Genomic DNA, 16,347 nt, shown 5'->3' on the forward strand with positions numbered 1-16,347 from the left:
CATTGCATAAAACGCAATGTGAGGTTTCGAATATATCATTTTAAGCAACGATAGCCATAGGTTATAGTGATTTCAATCACAACCAGTCATTAACAAAAAGTTGATATTGGTTGAGTCCCAAATTCCCGACTGAAAGGTGGTATCTCAGATGGCTAACTATTTTAACTCTCTGAATTTACGTCAACAATTAGCGCAGCTTGGCCAATGTCGTTTCATGGACCGTTCTGAATTCAGCGACGGCTGCAATTACATCAAAGATTGGAATATTGTTATTTTAGGTTGTGGTGCTCAGGGTCTTAACCAAGGTCTGAACATGCGTGACTCGGGGCTGAATATTGCTTACGCCCTGCGCCCAGAAGCCATTGCTCAAAAGCGTGCCTCATGGCAAAAAGCCACAGACAATGGCTTCAGAGTCGGTACTTTTGAAGAGCTGATCCCAACGGCGGATTTAGTGCTGAACTTAACGCCCGATAAGCAGCACTCCAATGTAGTTAGCGCCGTGATGCCACTGATGAAACAGGGCGCAACACTGTCTTATTCCCACGGTTTTAACATCGTTGAAGAAGGCATGCAGATCCGCTCCGATATCACAGTGGTGATGGTGGCGCCTAAGTGTCCAGGCACTGAAGTACGTGAAGAATACAAGCGTGGTTTTGGTGTGCCGACCTTGATTGCAGTGCACCCTGAAAACGACCCTGATGGCGATGGTTTAGATATTGCGAAAGCCTATGCGAGTGCTACAGGTGGTGATCGTGCTGGCGTGTTGCAATCATCCTTTATCGCCGAAGTGAAATCGGATCTGATGGGCGAACAAACCATTCTGTGCGGTATGTTGCAGACGGGCGCTATCTTAGGTTACGACAAAATGGTGGCCGATGGGGTTGAACCTGGCTATGCCGCTAAGTTAATCCAACAAGGTTGGGAAACCGTGACCGAGGCGCTTAAGCACGGCGGTATCACCAACATGATGGACAGACTGTCTAATCCAGCCAAGATTAAAGCATTTGAAATTGCAGAAGATTTAAAAGAAATCCTGCAACCCTTATTCGAAAAACATATGGATGACATCATCAGCGGCGAGTTCTCTCGCACTATGATGCAAGACTGGGCCAATGACGACGCTAACCTGCTGCGTTGGCGCGCCGAAACCGCCGAAACGGGCTTTGAAAATGCGCCAGTGTCGAGCGAGCATATCGACGAGCAAACCTATTTCGATAAAGGGATTTTTTTGGTTGCGATGATCAAAGCCGGTGTCGAATTAGCCTTCGATACTATGGTGTCGGCGGGTATTGTTGAAGAGTCCGCCTATTACGAATCACTGCATGAAACGCCGCTGATCGCTAACACCATCGCCCGTAAACGTCTGTACGAGATGAACGTGGTGATCTCGGATACCGCAGAATACGGTTGTTATCTGTTCAACCATGCTGCCGTGCCTATGCTGCGTGACTATGTGAATGCTATGTCGTCAGAGTATTTAGGTGCGGGTCTGAAGGACAGTTCTAACAACGTCGATAATCTGCAGTTAATCGCCATCAATGATGCGATTCGCCACACCTCAGTTGAGTATATCGGTGCGGAACTTCGTGGTTATATGACTGATATGAAAAGTATTGTTGGAGCTTAATTGATAGAGGCCGAGCCCCTAAGGATATGGGGTTCGGCGGCGCAAATTTATTCCTGCTTCGTAGGTTGTCGAGCGGGCAAAACCGACATGGGTTAGTAAGCGATCTGTTTCACTAACGCGCGTTTGTTAACGTTTCACTTTGTTGTTTTGCATTGTCTCGGCAGGGAAGCTGAATTTTTTTGACATTAGATAATTTTTTATTGTGTTTGGCTGTCGCTTTATGGTAAAGCTAATAACTCGCGGCGGGGCAAGGTTCCCAAGGCAAACATCGCTCAGGCTTAAAAGTCAGTAGCGATAAGAATTTCAGCGATACACATACAGAACACCGATTAGGAACCCATATTGATGTTTAACCAAGCTGCCAAGCTCATTCTCGTGATTATTACCGTAGTGATTATTAAATCACAGCGGGGGCGGCGCATGGCAAACTGGTAGACCTAAAAGGTTAAAAGTTTCGAAAGAACCCCCCGCTCCGAAAGGACCGGGGGGTTCTTCGTTTTCAGGCCCTAGGTTTTGGAAATGAGGTTTCGAAATAGCACAAATTACGAGTCGATTTTCGGCATTTCAGGATCAAGGTAGCGAGAGAAATATGGAACCAGGGCAGATGATTAGAGGCGCAGACGCAGTCATAAAAGTGTTGGCAGCACATGGTGTTACCACAGTATTTGGTTACCCAGGTGGTGCCATTATGCCAATCTACGATGCCCTCTATGGAAGCCCTGTCGAACATCTCTTAAGCCGCCACGAACAAGGCGCAGCCTTTGCCGCCGTAGGTTACGCCAGAGCCAGTGGTAAAACCGGCGTGTGCTTTGCCACCTCTGGCCCAGGTGCGACTAACCTAATCACTTCGCTTGCCGACGCGCTTTTAGATTCTGTGCCTGTTGTCGCTATCACGGGGCAGGTCTCAACCGCAGTGATTGGCACCGATGCGTTTCAAGAAATTGATGTATTGGGCATGTCCTTAAGCTGCACTAAGCACAGCTTTATGGTGACGGATGTCAACGATCTGATCCCGACCCTGTATCAAGCCTTTGAGATCGCGGCATCGGGTCGCCCTGGCCCAGTGCTGGTGGATATCCCTAAGGATATCCAAATCGCGCAACTGGAATATCGCACTCCCTTGCTAGCGGTAACCAATGAACCACAGGCAAGCGCCAGTGAGATTGAAGCTGCCCGCGCCCTGTTGGCAGAGGCGAAGCAGCCTATGTTGTACGTGGGTGGCGGCGTGGGGATGGCGGGCGCCGTCGATCAACTGCGGGAATTTATCAAAGCCACGGGTATGCCATCGGTCGCCACGTTAAAGGGCTTAGGCAGTATTGCCCACGGTACGCCGGGTTATTTAGGCATGTTAGGTATGCATGGCGGAAAGGCGGCCAACCTCGCGGTGCAGGATTGTGATTTATTAGTGGTTGCCGGTGCGCGCTTCGATGACAGGGTCACTGGTCGTTTAGCAACCTTTGCCAACAAGGCCAAAGTCATCCATTTGGATATCGATGCCGCCGAGCTGGGCAAATTGCGCCAGCCCGATGTGGCCATCGCAGGTGATTTACGCCAGATTTTCCCCGCCCTTGCTATGGCGCTGAACATCACGCCTTGGCAGGCAGAGGTTGAACATCTTGCCCGTAAACATCAATGGGATTATCAACATCCCGGCAGCTTAATCTACGCCCCAGCCATGTTGCGCCGTTTAGCCAATAAACTGCCCGAAGATAGCGTTGTGTGCTGCGATGTGGGCCAGCATCAAATGTGGGTTGCCCAGCATATGTGGTTCCGCCGCCCTGAAGATCATTTATCCAGCGCAGGTTTAGGCACTATGGGCTTTGGTTTACCCGCCGCTATCGGCGCCCAAGTGGCTCGCCCCGATGCAACTGTGGTCACAGTGTCTGGCGATGGCTCTTTTATGATGAACGTGCAGGAGCTGACCACCATCAAGCGCCGCAAATTACCGGTGAAGATCCTACTAATCGACAACCAAAAACTGGGGATGGTGAAACAGTGGCAACAGCTATTTTTTGAAGAGCGCTACAGCGAAACCGATCTGTCAGACAATCCTGATTTTGTGCAACTCGCTTCGGCCTTCGATATTCCCGGCCGCACGATTTTCTCTTCCGACGAAGTGGAAGAGGCCTTAACCGAAATGTTAGCGGCTAAGGGACCCTATTTGTTACACGTAGCAATCGACGATGCTTTTAACGTTTGGCCACTGGTGCCCCCCGGCGCATCAAACAGCGATATGATGGACGAAATGGAGAAACAAACATGATCCACTCCCTAGAATTAACGGTTCAACAACGCCCAGAAGTGATAGAACGTGTACTACGTGTGACTCGTCACCGTGGTTTTACGGTCACCCAAATGCAAATGCGGATGAACGACGATGCGAGTCTATCGCTAGATATGGAAGTGGACAGCGAGCGCGCCATCGAGCTGCTCAGCAATCAACTGAATAAATTGATTGATGTCACTCAATGCAAGGTCTTGTTACCGCTAAACTTGCAACAACAAAAAGTACACGCATAAGCATCCAGTGGCTGCGGTATTAGCACTGCAGTAAGGCCCTAAGGGCACGATTTTCGATTTGAGATAAAGGATAGAGTCAATGCCAAAGTTACGTTCAGCAACCAGTACCGAAGGCCGCAATATGGCGGGTGCCCGTGCGCTATGGCGCGCCACAGGGGTGAAAGACAATGATTTTGGTAAGCCGATTATTGCGATTGCCAACTCCTTTACTCAGTTTGTCCCCGGCCATGTGCACTTAAAAGACATGGGCTCTCTGGTGGCTAGCGCCATCGAAGAAGCGGGCGGTATCGCTAAAGAATTCAATACCATCGCCGTCGATGATGGTATCGCCATGGGCCACGGTGGCATGCTCTACAGTCTGCCTTCGCGGGAGCTTATCGCCGATAGTGTCGAGTATATGGTCAATGCCCATTGCGCCGATGCGCTGGTTTGTATCTCTAACTGCGACAAAATCACCCCCGGCATGTTGATGGCGGCGCTGCGCCTCAATATCCCCGTGGTATTTGTGTCGGGCGGGCCGATGGAAGCGGGTAAAACTAAGCTGTCGGACAAGCTTATCAAGCTCGATTTAGTCGATGCCATGGTGGCGGCGGCCGACTCGAGTGTGAGCGATGAAGATAGCGCCAAAATTGAACGCAGTGCTTGCCCTACATGTGGTTCCTGTTCGGGCATGTTTACCGCTAACTCGATGAACTGTTTAACCGAAGCTTTAGGTCTGTCGCTGCCGGGCAACGGCTCCATGCTCGCGACCCATAGCGACCGCCGCGAACTGTTTTTAGAAGCGGGCCGCCGCGTAATGGCGCTGACCAAACGTTACTACGAACAAGATGATGCCTCGGCACTGCCGCGCAACATCGCCAGCTTTAAAGCCTTTGAGAACGCGATGGCGCTGGATATCGCCATGGGCGGCTCGTCCAATACTGTGTTGCACTTATTGGCTGCGGCGCAGGAGGCGGATGTGGCATTCACTATGGACGATATCGACCGTATGTCGCGCCAAGTGCCACACCTGTGTAAGGTGGCGCCGTCGACCGCTAAATACCATATGGAAGATGTGCACCGCGCCGGTGGCGTGATGGGCATCTTAGGCGAACTCGACCGCGCCGGACTGCTGCATACCAATGTGCCACACGTCGCCGCCGATGCGGGGGGAAATCTCAAGTCGGTGCTCGCCAAGTACGATGTCATGCAAACCCAAGATGACAGAGTAAAACAATTCTTTATGGCGGGGCCTGCGGGCATTCCCACCACTAAAGCCTTTAGCCAAGACTGCCGCTGGCCATCGTTGGACGATGACAGGCGTGAAGGTTGTATCCGTAGCCGCGAATTTGCCTTTAGCCAAGAGGGCGGTCTGGCCGTGTTGTCGGGCAATCTGGCCGACAATGGCTGTATCGTTAAAACTGCGGGTGTGGATGAATCGAATCTGACCTTTATCGGCAGCGCTCGGGTGTACGAAAGCCAAGATGATGCAGTCGCTGGCATTTTAGGTGGCGAAGTGGTGGCGGGTGATGTGGTGGTGATTCGTTACGAAGGGCCAAAAGGCGGCCCGGGCATGCAAGAAATGTTGTACCCAACCAGTTACTTAAAATCCCGCGGCTTAGGCAAGGCCTGCGCGTTGATCACCGACGGCCGCTTCTCTGGTGGAACCTCTGGATTATCCATCGGCCATGTGTCGCCCGAGGCGGCGGCGGGCGGCACGATTGCCTTGATTGAAAACGGGGATCGGATCGAAATCGATATTCCCAAGCGCAGTATCAAGCTTGCGGTGAGTGATGCCGAGTTAGCGGCGCGCCGTGAAACCATGCTCGCTCGTGGGCCAATGGCGTGGAAACCGCTTTCGCGTCAGCGTTATGTGTCGATGGCGCTTAAAGCCTACGCCATGCTTGCCACCAGTGCCGATAAGGGCGCGGTGCGCGATCGCAGTAAGTTGGAGGACTGATATGTTATCTCTCGCATCGTCGCAAACGGAGCAGGCTGAGGCCCAGTCCTCTCAAGTTCAGGCCTCTCAAGCTCAGTCCGATAAGTCGCAGTCGGGCACTTCTGCCTTGGAAAAGAGTCAGCTTGTGCAAAGTTACTTGCAAAAAATCCTGCTGTCGTCGGTTTATGACGTTGCGAAAGTGACGCCACTCTCCAGCCTTAACAAACTCTCGGCGCGTTTGGGTTGCCAAGTATTTTTAAAGCGTGAGGATATGCAACCTGTGCATTCCTTTAAGCTGCGCGGTGCCTATAACCGCATCGCCCAGTTGAGCCAAGCCGAATGTCAACGCGGCGTGGTGTGCGCCTCGGCGGGTAACCATGCCCAAGGCGTGGCCATGTCGGCGGCCAGTCGTGGTGTGGATGCTGTGATTGTGATGCCCGAAACTACGCCGGATATTAAAGTCGATGCGGTGCGCCGTTTGGGCGGCAATGTGGTGTTGCACGGCCAAGCCTTCGATCAGGCCAATGGCTTTGCGATGGAGATGGCGCAGCAGGAAGGTCGGGTGTATATCGCCCCCTTCGATGACGAAGCCGTGATCGCAGGCCAAGGCACTATCGCCCAAGAAATGTTGCAACAGCAGCGCGACCTTGAAGTGGTATTTGTGCCCGTGGGCGGCGGTGGCTTAATTGCTGGGATTGCGGCCTATTACAAGGCGGTGATGCCACAGGTCAAAATCGTTGGCGTTGAGCCTGAAGATGCGGCCTGCTTAAAAGCGGCGATGGAGGCGGGCGAGCCTGTCACACTCCCGCAAGTCGGCTTGTTTGCCGATGGGGTCGCGGTTAAACGTATCGGCACTGAGCCATTTCGCTTAGCCAAGCTGTCTGTGGATGAGGTGGTGACTGTCACCTCCGACGAAATCTGCGCCGCCGTTAAAGATATTTTTGAGGATACCCGCGCCATTGCTGAACCCGCAGGCGCTTTATCCCTTGCAGGGCTTAAAAAATATATCAGCACCAATGCCACGGGCGAGAGTGGTAAGGGTGAAAAAGTCGCGGCGATTTTAAGTGGCGCAAATGTGAACTTCCACAGCCTGCGATATGTGTCGGAGCGTTGCGAGTTAGGTGAGCAAAAAGAAGCCGTGCTGGCGGTTAAAGTGCCCGAGCGTCCCGGCAGCTTCCTGCGTTTTTGTGAGTTGCTCGAAAAGCGGGTGATGACCGAATTTAACTATCGCTTTAGCAGCCGCGATATGGCGGTGGTGTTTGCGGGTATTCGTTTGACTAAAGGCCATGGCGAATTAGAGCAGATCATCAATACCTTAGAAGATAACGGCTTTGAGGTGCAGGACTTATCCGGTGATGAAACCGCGAAATTGCATGTGCGTTATATGGTCGGCGGTCATCCACCAGAGCCGTTAGAGGAGCGCCTATTTAGCTTCGAGTTTCCCGAGCATCCGGGTGCGCTGCTGAAGTTTTTAACCACCCTGCAGAGCAAGTGGAATATCAGTTTATTCCATTACCGTAATCACGGCGCGGCCTTTGGGCGGGTGCTAGCGGGTTTTGAAGTCCCCGAGGGCGATGCCTTGCCGTTTCAGCAGTTTTTAACTGAGCTGGGATTTGTCTATCAAGAAGAGACGCAAAGCCCTGCTTATCAGCTGTTTTTGAATGCTGGAAAAGGAAAAAAGAACCTGCATTTGTAATCACTTAGCTTTAGGTTACAACTTAGGCTAAAGGAGGGGCGCACAGGCGCCCCTTTTTGTGGTAGTTTGGTTTAACAAGTTAAGAGTGAATGCTCTAGTCATACAATAATCAGACCTCGACCCTACGCATTAAGGAGACATGATGTTACCTGCACCGCATTTTTCTGCCTTTAATCCGCCTCGCCGCATTTTGATGGGGCCAGGTCCATCGGATGTTTATCCTGAAGTATTAGCCGCGCAGGCAAGGCCGACCGTTGGTCACCTAGACCCATTATTTGTTGGCATGATGGATGAGCTTAAGAGCCTGATCCAATATGCGTTTCAAACCAAAAATGAAATGACGATGGCAGTGTCCGCCCCCGGCAGTGCGGGCATGGAAACTTGCTTTGTGAACTTAGTTGAACCCGGCGAAAAGGTGATTGTGTGCCGCAACGGTGTGTTTGGTGAGCGTATGCGCCAAAACGTCGAGCGCGTCGGTGCGATTGCCGTGGTTGTGGATAACGAATGGGGTACACCGGTCGACCCTGTTGCCGTTGAAACGGCGCTTAAGGCCAACCCCGATGCTAAATTCCTTGCTTTTGTGCATGCCGAAACCTCAACAGGCGCATTGAGTGATGCTAAAACCCTGTGCGCGCTTGCAAAACAATACGGCTGTTTATCGATTGTCGATGCGGTTACATCCCTCGGCGGTGTGGAATTAAGAGTCGATGAATGGGGAATCGATGCTATTTATTCTGGCAGCCAGAAATGTCTCTCCTGTGTGCCGGGATTATCGCCTGTGTCTTTCTCGCCTGCTGCGGTAGAAAAGCTTAAAAACCGTAAAACGCCGGTACAGAGCTGGTTCCTCGATCAAAGTCTGGTGATGGCCTATTGGACCAGTGCTGGCGGTAAGCGCAGTTATCACCATACCGCGCCCGTTAATGCGCTTTATGCCTTGCACGAGTCGCTGCGTTTATTGGCCGAAGAAGGTTTAGAAAATGCGTGGAAGCGTCACCAAGATATGCATTTAGTGCTGCGCGCTGGTCTTGAAAAACTCGGCCTGAAATTTGTGGTCGCCGAAGCTTCACGCTTGCCGCAGCTTAATGCCATTTATATCCCCGAAGGCGTTGACGATGCCGCGGTGCGTGCGCGTCTACTCAAGGATTACAACCTTGAAATCGGTGCCGGTCTTGGTGCTCTAGCGGGCAAAGCTTGGCGCATCGGTTTAATGGGCTTTGGTGCCCGTCGTGAGAATGTCGCGCTTTGCCTGCGAGCCCTAGAAGAGGTGCTGAACTAATATGTCAGTTTCGCGTATAAGGATGTTACGCAGAGTGAGTTTGCGCTTAGTGAGTTCACGTTTATTGATTGGCGGTTTGATTCTGATCTTAAGTGGTTGTGCCTCCAGCAATATGAGCAATACCAGTTGTGATTTTGTGCGAGGTACAGCAGGCAATCAGAGTCAACGCGAGGCCAGCGGTGATGATAGCAATGCCCGGCAGATGGATGTGGGCATTGGGATTTTAACCGCGATCTTCGGCAGTATTAGTCGAGCACTTTCTTCCAATGATAAATCGGATGAAAAGTGCGTTTAATCGGCCAAGTTGTATTTTACTTTGGGTGGTATTGATTAAGCACAGTCATTTCAGTGACACGCCGTGAATATGTCCCTATAGGCTCGACGGCGGCATCCATGCCGCCAACGGTCACTTCCATGACAGTGCTTAATCCAGTTAAGCCCTTGGTATATCTGATAGAGTGTTATTTACAATTAGGGCATTCCGATAATTTCGCAGTGTGAGGCTCGTTAAACTAGGCGTTATCAATAACAAGGATCAAGTGCTCGCATGAAATTTTGGGGATATACACAAGAAGAACTAGCCGAAGCGGCCGAACCACAACCTAAGGCACTCATTGAAATAACTATTTCTGCCACGCCGAGTGATCTTCGAGAAATTGCAAAGTTTCTCTCTTCAGCGGCAGACACAATTGAAGCCCAAGGAAGGGACTTTGAGCATGAGCACTTTTTAAGTAATGCTACCGATGCACCACGTTTAATTGTTTTTAACCCTCTGGCATTGGAGTAAACCTCACACAATGCACTTGAAATATCGGGACCTCCGAAAGTGTTTGGATTTAACGCAAATGATGTTCTTTATACCTCCAAAATGTTTATCGATTATCGTTGCCCAGAAGGCCATGGTTCGGACCGCCGAAGATACTTACTACCTGTAACGCTTGATTGAATACTGAATAAGCTAAGCATTTGTCATTGATGACGGCTTAGTATGTTTCTATGGTTGACGAAGTTGGGTGCATGGCTTCACTCTTTTTATGTCGATGTAATGCGTGTTTATGAAGAAATTATTCCTCATTTTTATCCTATCTATTCCTGCTGTGATTATTGGCGCATTTGTCTTCGAGGATATTGGTGGCCAACTGTTAATCTCTTGGTTTTCTTTGGTGCTTGGGTTGATCGGGATTGGCGGGATATTAAGATTTAGGCAAGAGCAGCTGTTCACTTATGAGCTGGTTGAAGGGACGGTCGTTTCGCTGCACGAGGTTACTCGATATAGCGACGAGCCTGAGCATTTTAGGGATCAGCAAGTGTTTATTAATCCGGTGATTGAATATTTCTGGTGAGGGCAGCGCTATACCTGTGGCGCGCTGATGAATTATAACGAGCATGCCTACAACCGCTTTGGGCCAAAAATAGGTGATAAGGTGAGCTTATCTGTGCCTATTCAACAACCAGAAGCTGCTATCGAACACAAGTTCCTCGCAAGATACAGTCATTTGATTATTGGTGTGATGGCGCTTTCAATATCTGTCGTCTTGGCTGTATTGCTGTTGACGGATATCGTGGCATTTACGTATGGCTGAAGTGATTGGTCGCTTAGACGCTTCCTCATAAAAACGGCATCTACATAAGTTGCAGATGCCGCCTGTCGCACTGAACTAGCCCTTTGGCTGGCGTTATGCTTCTTATCCGTCGGGTTGCTCTTTACTTCTTGGTCTGAACTTTTCCACTAAAAATACACTTAAGCTGCTGATGATAGCGGCGAGTACGGTGGAGAAGAGCACATCCTGCGGCCAGTGCATGCCGAGTAACATACGGCTGAGACCCATCAATAATCCCCAAGTAAATAACGCGTTGGCAAATAGCGGCAAACCCGCGAGTAGCAAGTAATAGCTGGCGGTGAGCACTAAGGTGACCGCAAAAATGGTGTGACCCGAGGGGAAGGAATAGCCGATTTCATCCTCCCAATGTTGGTGGATGTTAGGCGCGAGTTTGACCTCGGGCTCCATGGTATGTAGCTCGGTTAGCGCCTCGGCGATGGCCTGTGAACGCTCAGGTTTGGCTAATTGATAAAAAGTGTGTGGGTTGAGTTGTGCTTCCTCTGGGAGCCCTTGGTCTGACAGATACACTAGGTTCGGCCTTGGCTCTTTAAAAAAGGCTTTAAGGGTATGACTGGTACTTAGGCTGATGACTTGGCTGAGGCTAATGGCTAAAAACAGGCTAATAAACAGCGCTTTTGGCATATAGCGATAGGCGAGTGCCAGTACCACTAACACGGTCGCGACTCCATAGGGCGCCGTGCCTGTGGTGGTAAGCCAGTACAGGGCTTTGGCTAAGGGTGATTGCAGGTCGATAAGCGGAAATAATTGATTTTGCGTGAGTAACAGTAAGCTTGGAATGGTTGCCAACAGTAACCAGACAAGGGCTAAACGACGTAGAAGATAGGCTGGATGAGTCAAAATATTCGCCTCCGAGTAAACCACATAGGCTACATGTCACATTTGGGCTTGCCAATAAAAAAATCCCGACAGCAAAAAGTGCGCTGCCGGGGGTCTTCAAGGGTGGAGCGGTAGGTGCTATTGCACTGTGTTCTTCGGTTGATGGCGGGTCACGAACATCAAAATCAGTAAAACGACGAGTAACAAGCCAGTGCCCATCAACAGGGCGTAATCTTCTAGTTGCAGTATCGAGTACAGCACCGCATACAAGCTCACCAGCATAGTGCCGACAATCCCGCCACGTTTAAGGCTGGCGGTGGCGCTGCCCACATAGGCGGATACCGACAGTACAGGAATACAGGCGGCGATCAGATAGGCTTGCAGGAAGGCAAGGTGCTCCGAGAGTGACAGTAATAGCAGGTAGAACAGGGCCATGGCGCTGCCAACCAACATGTATTGCACTGTGCTCAGGCTGGTCTTTTGACCCAGCTCGAAGATAAATAACATGATAAAAGTCAGTACGATAAACAACAGGCCGTATTTGACTGAGCGCTCAATCTTGCCGTAATGGGTCACTGGCTCAAACAGCATGGCATTGGCCACCACTTCCGTAAGTGTCGATTGGTTACTCTTAATAAACTCTTGCGGATAGTTACGGGTTAAGTGACTGATATTCCAGTTGGCAGTAAATCCATTGGCGGTGATTTCACGCTCTGCTGGGAGTAAGCCTTTAAAACTGGGGTGCGGCCAGTCGGCATGGATATTCAGCAGGGTTTGTTCGCCTAATGGCAGGGCGCTAATCGACTGTGAGCCGCGCAGCGTCATGGCAAAGTTCACGCTAAAATCACTCGCTTCGCCGACTTGGATCCCTTGGTTAAAACCTTTCTCTAGGCCGCCAGTCGCCAAACCTGTGCCCGACATCAGTGAGCCAGAGAGTATGACTGAATCGCCTGTCACCTCAATTTTTTCCACTTTATCAATTGCTTGATTCGATGACACCCCAAAGACTAGACGGGCATTTTGATTATCGAAGGCGATAAGGTTAGGAATGTCGTAACGGTTTAAGCGAAAGTCAGCTTGCCCCTTAAGCGCCGCGTTATACACCAGAGATTGGTAAATGCCGCGGGTGCGGAAATCATGTTTTAAATCTAAATCGAGGCTGAGTTTTTTCGGCAGGATCACCAGCTCGTCCTGATAGGTGCGCTTTACTTCGTGGCGAGTTTTGCCGTCGTTACTGACTTCTTCCTGCATCACAAAATAGCTGTAGGGGATCACCAACGCTGGGCCTGAGAGAGTTTGTTGTTCGCCCCATGAGCGGCCGATTTCATCGACCACACTGTGGTACAGGGCTTCGCGATCGGACGTCATGTCCATAATGATCCCAAGCGGTAGCAAGGCCACAATCGACAGTATGCCAATGGTTAAGGCTTTTAATAGCGTGGTGTTTTTCAATGCAGCTACCTTTGCTGTGGCAGGCTGTTCCAGTGCTGACATATCCGTTCCTTGATCACGATTGAGTTTTTTAAGGAGTGCACGTGCCACTAAATAGATGGCGCCGCCAAATAGCGCCAAACTCAGTAACGTGAGCACCCAGAAAATAATGTTAAACATGGATTTCATTCCCTATGAAATACGCGCGAGTCGCCACGGTCTTTTGTGGTGCTAACTCGATATCACGGCGGGTATTAAAACAGATTTGCCCGCAAGAGTTGCGGGCAAGTTGCTGATCAATAGTGGCAAAATTATGGCAATTGCCCAGATACGAGCTAAATCTTAGGTCTCGGCTTGGGGCTTTTTGCCAAATTTGGGGTGTTTGGCCTCGTAGTCATCTTCCTTGCGGATATGTTTGAGTAAGGTCTCAAGACATTCCTTAAAGATTTCGGTTTCATCCGAGTAGACGGCGGCATGGTGTGAAAACCATTGGTGTCTTTCACGCTCACGATTATTGGCATCGGGCCAAATACGTAACTCATACTCATCGCCAATCACGACAATCGCAAAGTCGACGGCGCCATTGGTAAAAGTAATGCATTGGGGTAGATATACGGGCGCTTCACCTTTGAATAGCTCGTACCAAATGGCTTCGCTACGCCAAGAGACTATGGGCAAAGCTGCTTTGATGGAGCAGCCAATGGATTGATGCTGGTTAAACAGGACGGCCTGAATATCCTCCATGGCAAAGGGTTGCAAATCGCCATTCTTTGCAGCGAGTGAGTACAGCATATTCATCAAAAATGGCAGCTTAGTGCCATTGCCAGTTTTGCGACCGCAGAGTTTGGCTTCGCGATAATAGATATTCATTCATCAATCCTTAATGACGGGCTAACCTTGAATGAGCGCATCGTTTGTCTCAAGGTAAAGCGATAGCCCTTAGCGAGGAAATGGCTTATGTTAACTCAAGTTACTCGTGAGCTGGCTAATTCACGCTAAGTTTGCGAAATATCCGACAAAAGTGAGACAACTATCCCTTGGATAATAAGCCGATAAGGGCATCAATTTGAGGTTGTTATTCACTGTTATTGGCCTTTGGAGAGTGCATGTCGAGCCCTTTTTCACCCCGTGAATGGTTACAGCTGAATATGCAGCATCAAGGTTTGTTGCAACCTCACGCTTCGGTTAGCGAGCTGATTAGACGCCTTGGTTATGTGCAAATCGACTCCATCAATGTGGTCGAGCGGGCACATCACCATGTGTTGCATAGCCGGATGCCGCAGTATCAAACGCAGATGCTAGATACTGCGTTAGCACAGGGGGAGATTTTTGAATATTGGTCCCATGCGGCGGCCTATCTGCCCATTGCCGATTACCGCTTTAGTTTGCAGCGTAAACAGCTGCTACAAAATGGGGGGAAACATTGGTTCGAGCCGGACGATAAAGTGATGCAGGAAGTGCGCGCCCGCATTCGTGCCGAAGGGCCACTCAAGGCCAGTGACTTTGAACATACCGAAGGTAAAAACGGCGCCTGGTGGGACTGGAAACCCGCCAAAAAGGCGCTAGAGCAGTTGTTTATGCGCGGCGAGCTAATGGTGGTGCGGCGGGAGAAATTTCAAAAATGTTATGATCTTACCGAGCGTGTGCTCCCAAGTCATATCAATACCCAAGCACCGGGTGAGAGCGAATTTGCTCGCCATTTGATTGAGCGCTACCTCGATGCCCATGCCTTTGGCTCGGCGGCGCAAATGGCATATCTGCGCAAAGGCATAAAAGCTAATGTGAATGAGCAATTAACCGCAATGCAGTCCCAAGGTGAATTAGCGAGCTTTAAGGCCGAAGGGCAATGGTATTTTTATCGCCCCGAGCTGCACATAACCGCTGCGATACCCAATCGAGTCTGGTTACTCAATCCCTTCGATAATCTATTAATTCAGCGGCAACGATTAAAGCAATGGTTTGATTTTGATTATCAAATTGAAGTCTATGTGCCCGCCGAAAAACGCCAATATGGCTATTACTCCCTCGCAATTTTGTGGCGTGACCGCTTCGTGGGTCGAGTGGATGTTAAAGCCGAGCGGCAAAGCGGTTTACTGCTATTACAGCAGCTGACCTTAGAAGCTGGATTCGATGGCATGGATGATGACTTTTGCGCTGCATTTGAGGCGGCAGTCACTGAGTATGCGCGTTTTAATGGTTGCAGCCGCTGGAAACTGGTGAAGGCTAACCATAAGGCATTTAAACAAAAATACGCACGGCAGCAGAAGATTTAATCGGGATCTTTGTCGTTATCTGTGTGCTTGTCTTTAGTGGGCACATCCATCCAGCGAAAGCACAGGTACAGCAGTGCTAAAAAGAGCAGTGGCAGGCTGGCATAGACTAAGGATAATGAACTATTCTCCCCACGCGCGAGCCAATAGCAGGGAATGTACACTAAGGGATAAGCTAGGGTTCCCCACAGAAAACTCTTATTCATCAGTCGGTAAAACCAGTGCACTTTAATCGTGGTGCGGCTGGCAAGCCCCATCAGGCTTGCGAGGACCACAAAGGGATAACTGAGCAGTGGCAGGCCGCCAAGGAGTAACAATCCCCAAAGCAGATAGTCCTGATAGAAAGTGGTGCTTGCGGTATCCATTGTCTTCTTCCCTGACGATTCGAACTCGAGCGCTTAAGGCTTGGCGCCCACAACTATTCTCACTCGGTAAGCCCTTGCTGCATCTTAAGCCAAAAGCCTTGTTGGCAGAGATTACTAAAGGACTTTTGCTGCGGCGAAATCTCGATATCGGCCGTCACGACGCGATAGCTTAGCCAATAATCTGCGCAAACCATGTCTGACTCATCAGCCTGTGTATCTTGCTCGCTTAACAGGCTGACCACAACCCCGTTGTCAAAGTGATACAAGGTCAAAGATTCGCAAATCTCCGCATTATCGTCCCGATAACTGTGCTGCTCTTGGGTGTGGCTCACCACTGAAATCGGGCTAGGATAACCTTGAATGGCGAGAATATAGCTGGCGAGTTGTTGCATCATTTCCCTAAGTGACTCAATGCTTGAAGTGTTAAAAACAAAAAAGCACAGCTGCGCTATCGCTAACTGTGCTCTTTCAAACATGCATTATAAGTTAGTCCGCGGCGTTAAGCTTTTTCTCAAGCTCGTTCACTTGTGCCTGCAGGGCTTCTAACTTCTCGCGGGTTTTTAGTAAAACATGCTGCTGTACTTCAAATTCTTCACGGGAAACCAGATCTAACTTGAGCAATTGATTTTGCAGCACTTGCTTGCTGCGCTCTTCAAATTCACCGGCAAATTGCTTAAGACCGCTGGGCAAACTGTCGCTCAGTTGCTTCGCCATTTCTTCGATTTTCTTTGGATTGATCATAATCTTGTCCGCCTCTTTGCTGAATGGATGAATTGTAACTCAGTACGTTAGCTTTCAAAAGTAAA

General features: G+C 50.0%; 17 protein-coding genes. 11 read left to right on the forward strand and 6 right to left on the reverse strand.

Annotated elements, in window-relative coordinates; all coding sequences use genetic code 11:
* Nucleotides 1-148 precede the first annotated feature (148 nt).
* From ilvC to K0H59_RS21185, 10 genes are all read left to right on the forward strand, one after another.
* Entirely contained in the window at nt 149-1,627 is a 1,479-nt protein-coding gene (gene ilvC / locus K0H59_RS01760; RefSeq protein WP_220054471.1) for a ketol-acid reductoisomerase, read from the forward strand.
* Nucleotides 1,628-2,216: 589 nt separating this feature from the next.
* Entirely contained in the window at nt 2,217-3,890 is a 1,674-nt protein-coding gene (gene ilvG, locus K0H59_RS01765; RefSeq protein ID WP_023266084.1) for an acetolactate synthase 2 catalytic subunit, read from the forward strand.
* Entirely contained in the window at nt 3,887-4,147 is a 261-nt protein-coding gene (gene ilvM, locus K0H59_RS01770; protein WP_011621169.1) for an acetolactate synthase 2 small subunit, read from the forward strand. The genes ilvG and ilvM overlap by 4 nt, the downstream gene beginning before the upstream one ends.
* A 79-nt stretch (nt 4,148-4,226) precedes the next feature.
* A complete protein-coding gene (gene ilvD / locus K0H59_RS01775; RefSeq protein WP_220054472.1) occupies nt 4,227-6,086 on the forward strand; it encodes a dihydroxy-acid dehydratase in 1,860 nt (619 codons plus the stop codon).
* 1 nt (nt 6,087) lies between these two features.
* Nucleotides 6,088-7,761, forward strand: coding sequence for a threonine ammonia-lyase, biosynthetic (gene ilvA / locus K0H59_RS01780; RefSeq protein ID WP_258405880.1), 1,674 nt, complete (start codon nt 6,088-6,090; stop codon nt 7,759-7,761).
* A 142-nt stretch (nt 7,762-7,903) separates the two neighbouring features.
* Complete coding sequence (locus tag K0H59_RS01785) at nt 7,904-9,037, forward strand: alanine--glyoxylate aminotransferase family protein (protein ID WP_220054473.1); 1,134 nt, start codon at nt 7,904-7,906, stop codon at nt 9,035-9,037.
* Nucleotides 9,038-9,071: 34 nt separating this feature from the next.
* The gene (locus K0H59_RS01790; RefSeq protein ID WP_258405881.1) at nt 9,072-9,332 is read left to right on the forward strand and encodes a hypothetical protein; all 261 of its coding nucleotides are present in this window, start codon (nt 9,072-9,074) and stop codon (nt 9,330-9,332) included.
* Between the two features lie 252 nt (nt 9,333-9,584).
* On the forward strand, nt 9,585-9,824 hold the full coding sequence (locus K0H59_RS01795; protein ID WP_220054475.1) for a hypothetical protein: 240 nt from the start codon (nt 9,585-9,587) through the stop codon (nt 9,822-9,824).
* Between the two features lie 268 nt (nt 9,825-10,092).
* Nucleotides 10,093-10,380: a hypothetical protein gene (locus K0H59_RS21180; RefSeq protein ID WP_258405882.1), complete on the forward strand. Its 288-nt coding sequence runs from the start codon at nt 10,093-10,095 to the stop codon at nt 10,378-10,380.
* A gap of 27 nt (nt 10,381-10,407) precedes the next feature.
* A complete protein-coding gene (locus tag K0H59_RS21185; protein WP_258405883.1) occupies nt 10,408-10,620 on the forward strand; it encodes a hypothetical protein in 213 nt (70 codons plus the stop codon).
* 102 nt (nt 10,621-10,722) lie between these two features.
* Here the strand turns inward: K0H59_RS21185 and K0H59_RS01805 are convergent, their stop codons facing one another.
* The 3 genes from K0H59_RS01805 to K0H59_RS01815 form a co-directional block, all read right to left on the reverse strand.
* Nucleotides 10,723-11,496: a phosphatase PAP2 family protein gene (locus tag K0H59_RS01805; protein WP_220054476.1), complete on the reverse strand. Its 774-nt coding sequence runs from the start codon at nt 11,494-11,496 to the stop codon at nt 10,723-10,725.
* 117 nt (nt 11,497-11,613) lie between these two features.
* Nucleotides 11,614-13,086: a cell envelope integrity protein CreD gene (gene creD, locus K0H59_RS01810; RefSeq protein WP_220054477.1), complete on the reverse strand. Its 1,473-nt coding sequence runs from the start codon at nt 13,084-13,086 to the stop codon at nt 11,614-11,616.
* Between the two features lie 162 nt (nt 13,087-13,248).
* A complete protein-coding gene (locus tag K0H59_RS01815; protein WP_088212622.1) occupies nt 13,249-13,776 on the reverse strand; it encodes a hypothetical protein in 528 nt (175 codons plus the stop codon).
* Nucleotides 13,777-14,012: 236 nt separating this feature from the next.
* Here K0H59_RS01815 and K0H59_RS01820 point away from each other — a divergent pair, with 236 nt between their 5' ends.
* The gene (locus K0H59_RS01820) at nt 14,013-15,179 is read left to right on the forward strand and encodes a winged helix-turn-helix domain-containing protein (protein WP_220054478.1); all 1,167 of its coding nucleotides are present in this window, start codon (nt 14,013-14,015) and stop codon (nt 15,177-15,179) included.
* Here K0H59_RS01820 and K0H59_RS01825 read toward each other — a convergent pair.
* The 3 genes from K0H59_RS01825 to ubiK form a co-directional block, all read right to left on the reverse strand.
* Nucleotides 15,176-15,541, reverse strand: a complete 366-nt coding sequence (locus K0H59_RS01825) for a hypothetical protein (protein ID WP_220054479.1) — start codon at nt 15,539-15,541, stop codon at nt 15,176-15,178. The two genes, K0H59_RS01820 and K0H59_RS01825, sit on opposite strands and share 4 nt — an antisense overlap.
* Before the next feature lie 59 nt (nt 15,542-15,600).
* A complete protein-coding gene (locus K0H59_RS01830; RefSeq protein WP_088212640.1) occupies nt 15,601-15,933 on the reverse strand; it encodes a hypothetical protein in 333 nt (110 codons plus the stop codon).
* A gap of 94 nt (nt 15,934-16,027) precedes the next feature.
* A complete protein-coding gene (gene ubiK, locus K0H59_RS01835) occupies nt 16,028-16,282 on the reverse strand; it encodes a ubiquinone biosynthesis accessory factor UbiK (RefSeq protein ID WP_011621181.1) in 255 nt (84 codons plus the stop codon).
* Between the last annotated feature and the right edge of the window lie 65 nt (nt 16,283-16,347).

It is taken from the genome of Shewanella sp. FJAT-51649 (assembly GCF_019457435.1).
GTDB classification, from domain to species: Bacteria; Pseudomonadota; Gammaproteobacteria; order Enterobacterales; family Shewanellaceae; genus Shewanella; species Shewanella mangrovisoli.

Bases quoted from the DNA above. Each gene is read 5' to 3' on its own strand.
- ilvM (WP_011621169.1), top strand. From the start codon at position 3,887: ATGATCCACTCCCTAGAATTAACGGTTCAACAACGCCCAGAAGTGATA.
- K0H59_RS01825 (WP_220054479.1), bottom strand. From the start codon at position 15,541: ATGGATACCGCAAGCACCACTTTCTATCAGGACTATCTGCTTTGGGGA.
- ubiK (WP_011621181.1), bottom strand. From the start codon at position 16,282: ATGATCAATCCAAAGAAAATCGAAGAAATGGCGAAGCAACTGAGCGAC.
- creD (WP_220054477.1), bottom strand. From the start codon at position 13,086: ATGTTTAACATTATTTTCTGGGTGCTCACGTTACTGAGTTTGGCGCTA.
- K0H59_RS01820 (WP_220054478.1), top strand. From the start codon at position 14,013: ATGTCGAGCCCTTTTTCACCCCGTGAATGGTTACAGCTGAATATGCAG.
- K0H59_RS01795 (WP_220054475.1), top strand. From the start codon at position 9,585: ATGAAATTTTGGGGATATACACAAGAAGAACTAGCCGAAGCGGCCGAA.
- ilvD (WP_220054472.1), top strand. From the start codon at position 4,227: ATGCCAAAGTTACGTTCAGCAACCAGTACCGAAGGCCGCAATATGGCG.
- ilvG (WP_023266084.1), top strand. From the start codon at position 2,217: ATGGAACCAGGGCAGATGATTAGAGGCGCAGACGCAGTCATAAAAGTG.
- K0H59_RS21180 (WP_258405882.1), top strand. From the start codon at position 10,093: ATGAAGAAATTATTCCTCATTTTTATCCTATCTATTCCTGCTGTGATT.
- ilvA (WP_258405880.1), top strand. From the start codon at position 6,088: ATGTTATCTCTCGCATCGTCGCAAACGGAGCAGGCTGAGGCCCAGTCC.
- K0H59_RS01785 (WP_220054473.1), top strand. From the start codon at position 7,904: ATGTTACCTGCACCGCATTTTTCTGCCTTTAATCCGCCTCGCCGCATT.
- K0H59_RS21185 (WP_258405883.1), top strand. From the start codon at position 10,408: ATGAATTATAACGAGCATGCCTACAACCGCTTTGGGCCAAAAATAGGT.
- K0H59_RS01815 (WP_088212622.1), bottom strand. From the start codon at position 13,776: ATGAATATCTATTATCGCGAAGCCAAACTCTGCGGTCGCAAAACTGGC.
- ilvC (WP_220054471.1), top strand. From the start codon at position 149: ATGGCTAACTATTTTAACTCTCTGAATTTACGTCAACAATTAGCGCAG.
- K0H59_RS01830 (WP_088212640.1), bottom strand. From the start codon at position 15,933: ATGCAACAACTCGCCAGCTATATTCTCGCCATTCAAGGTTATCCTAGC.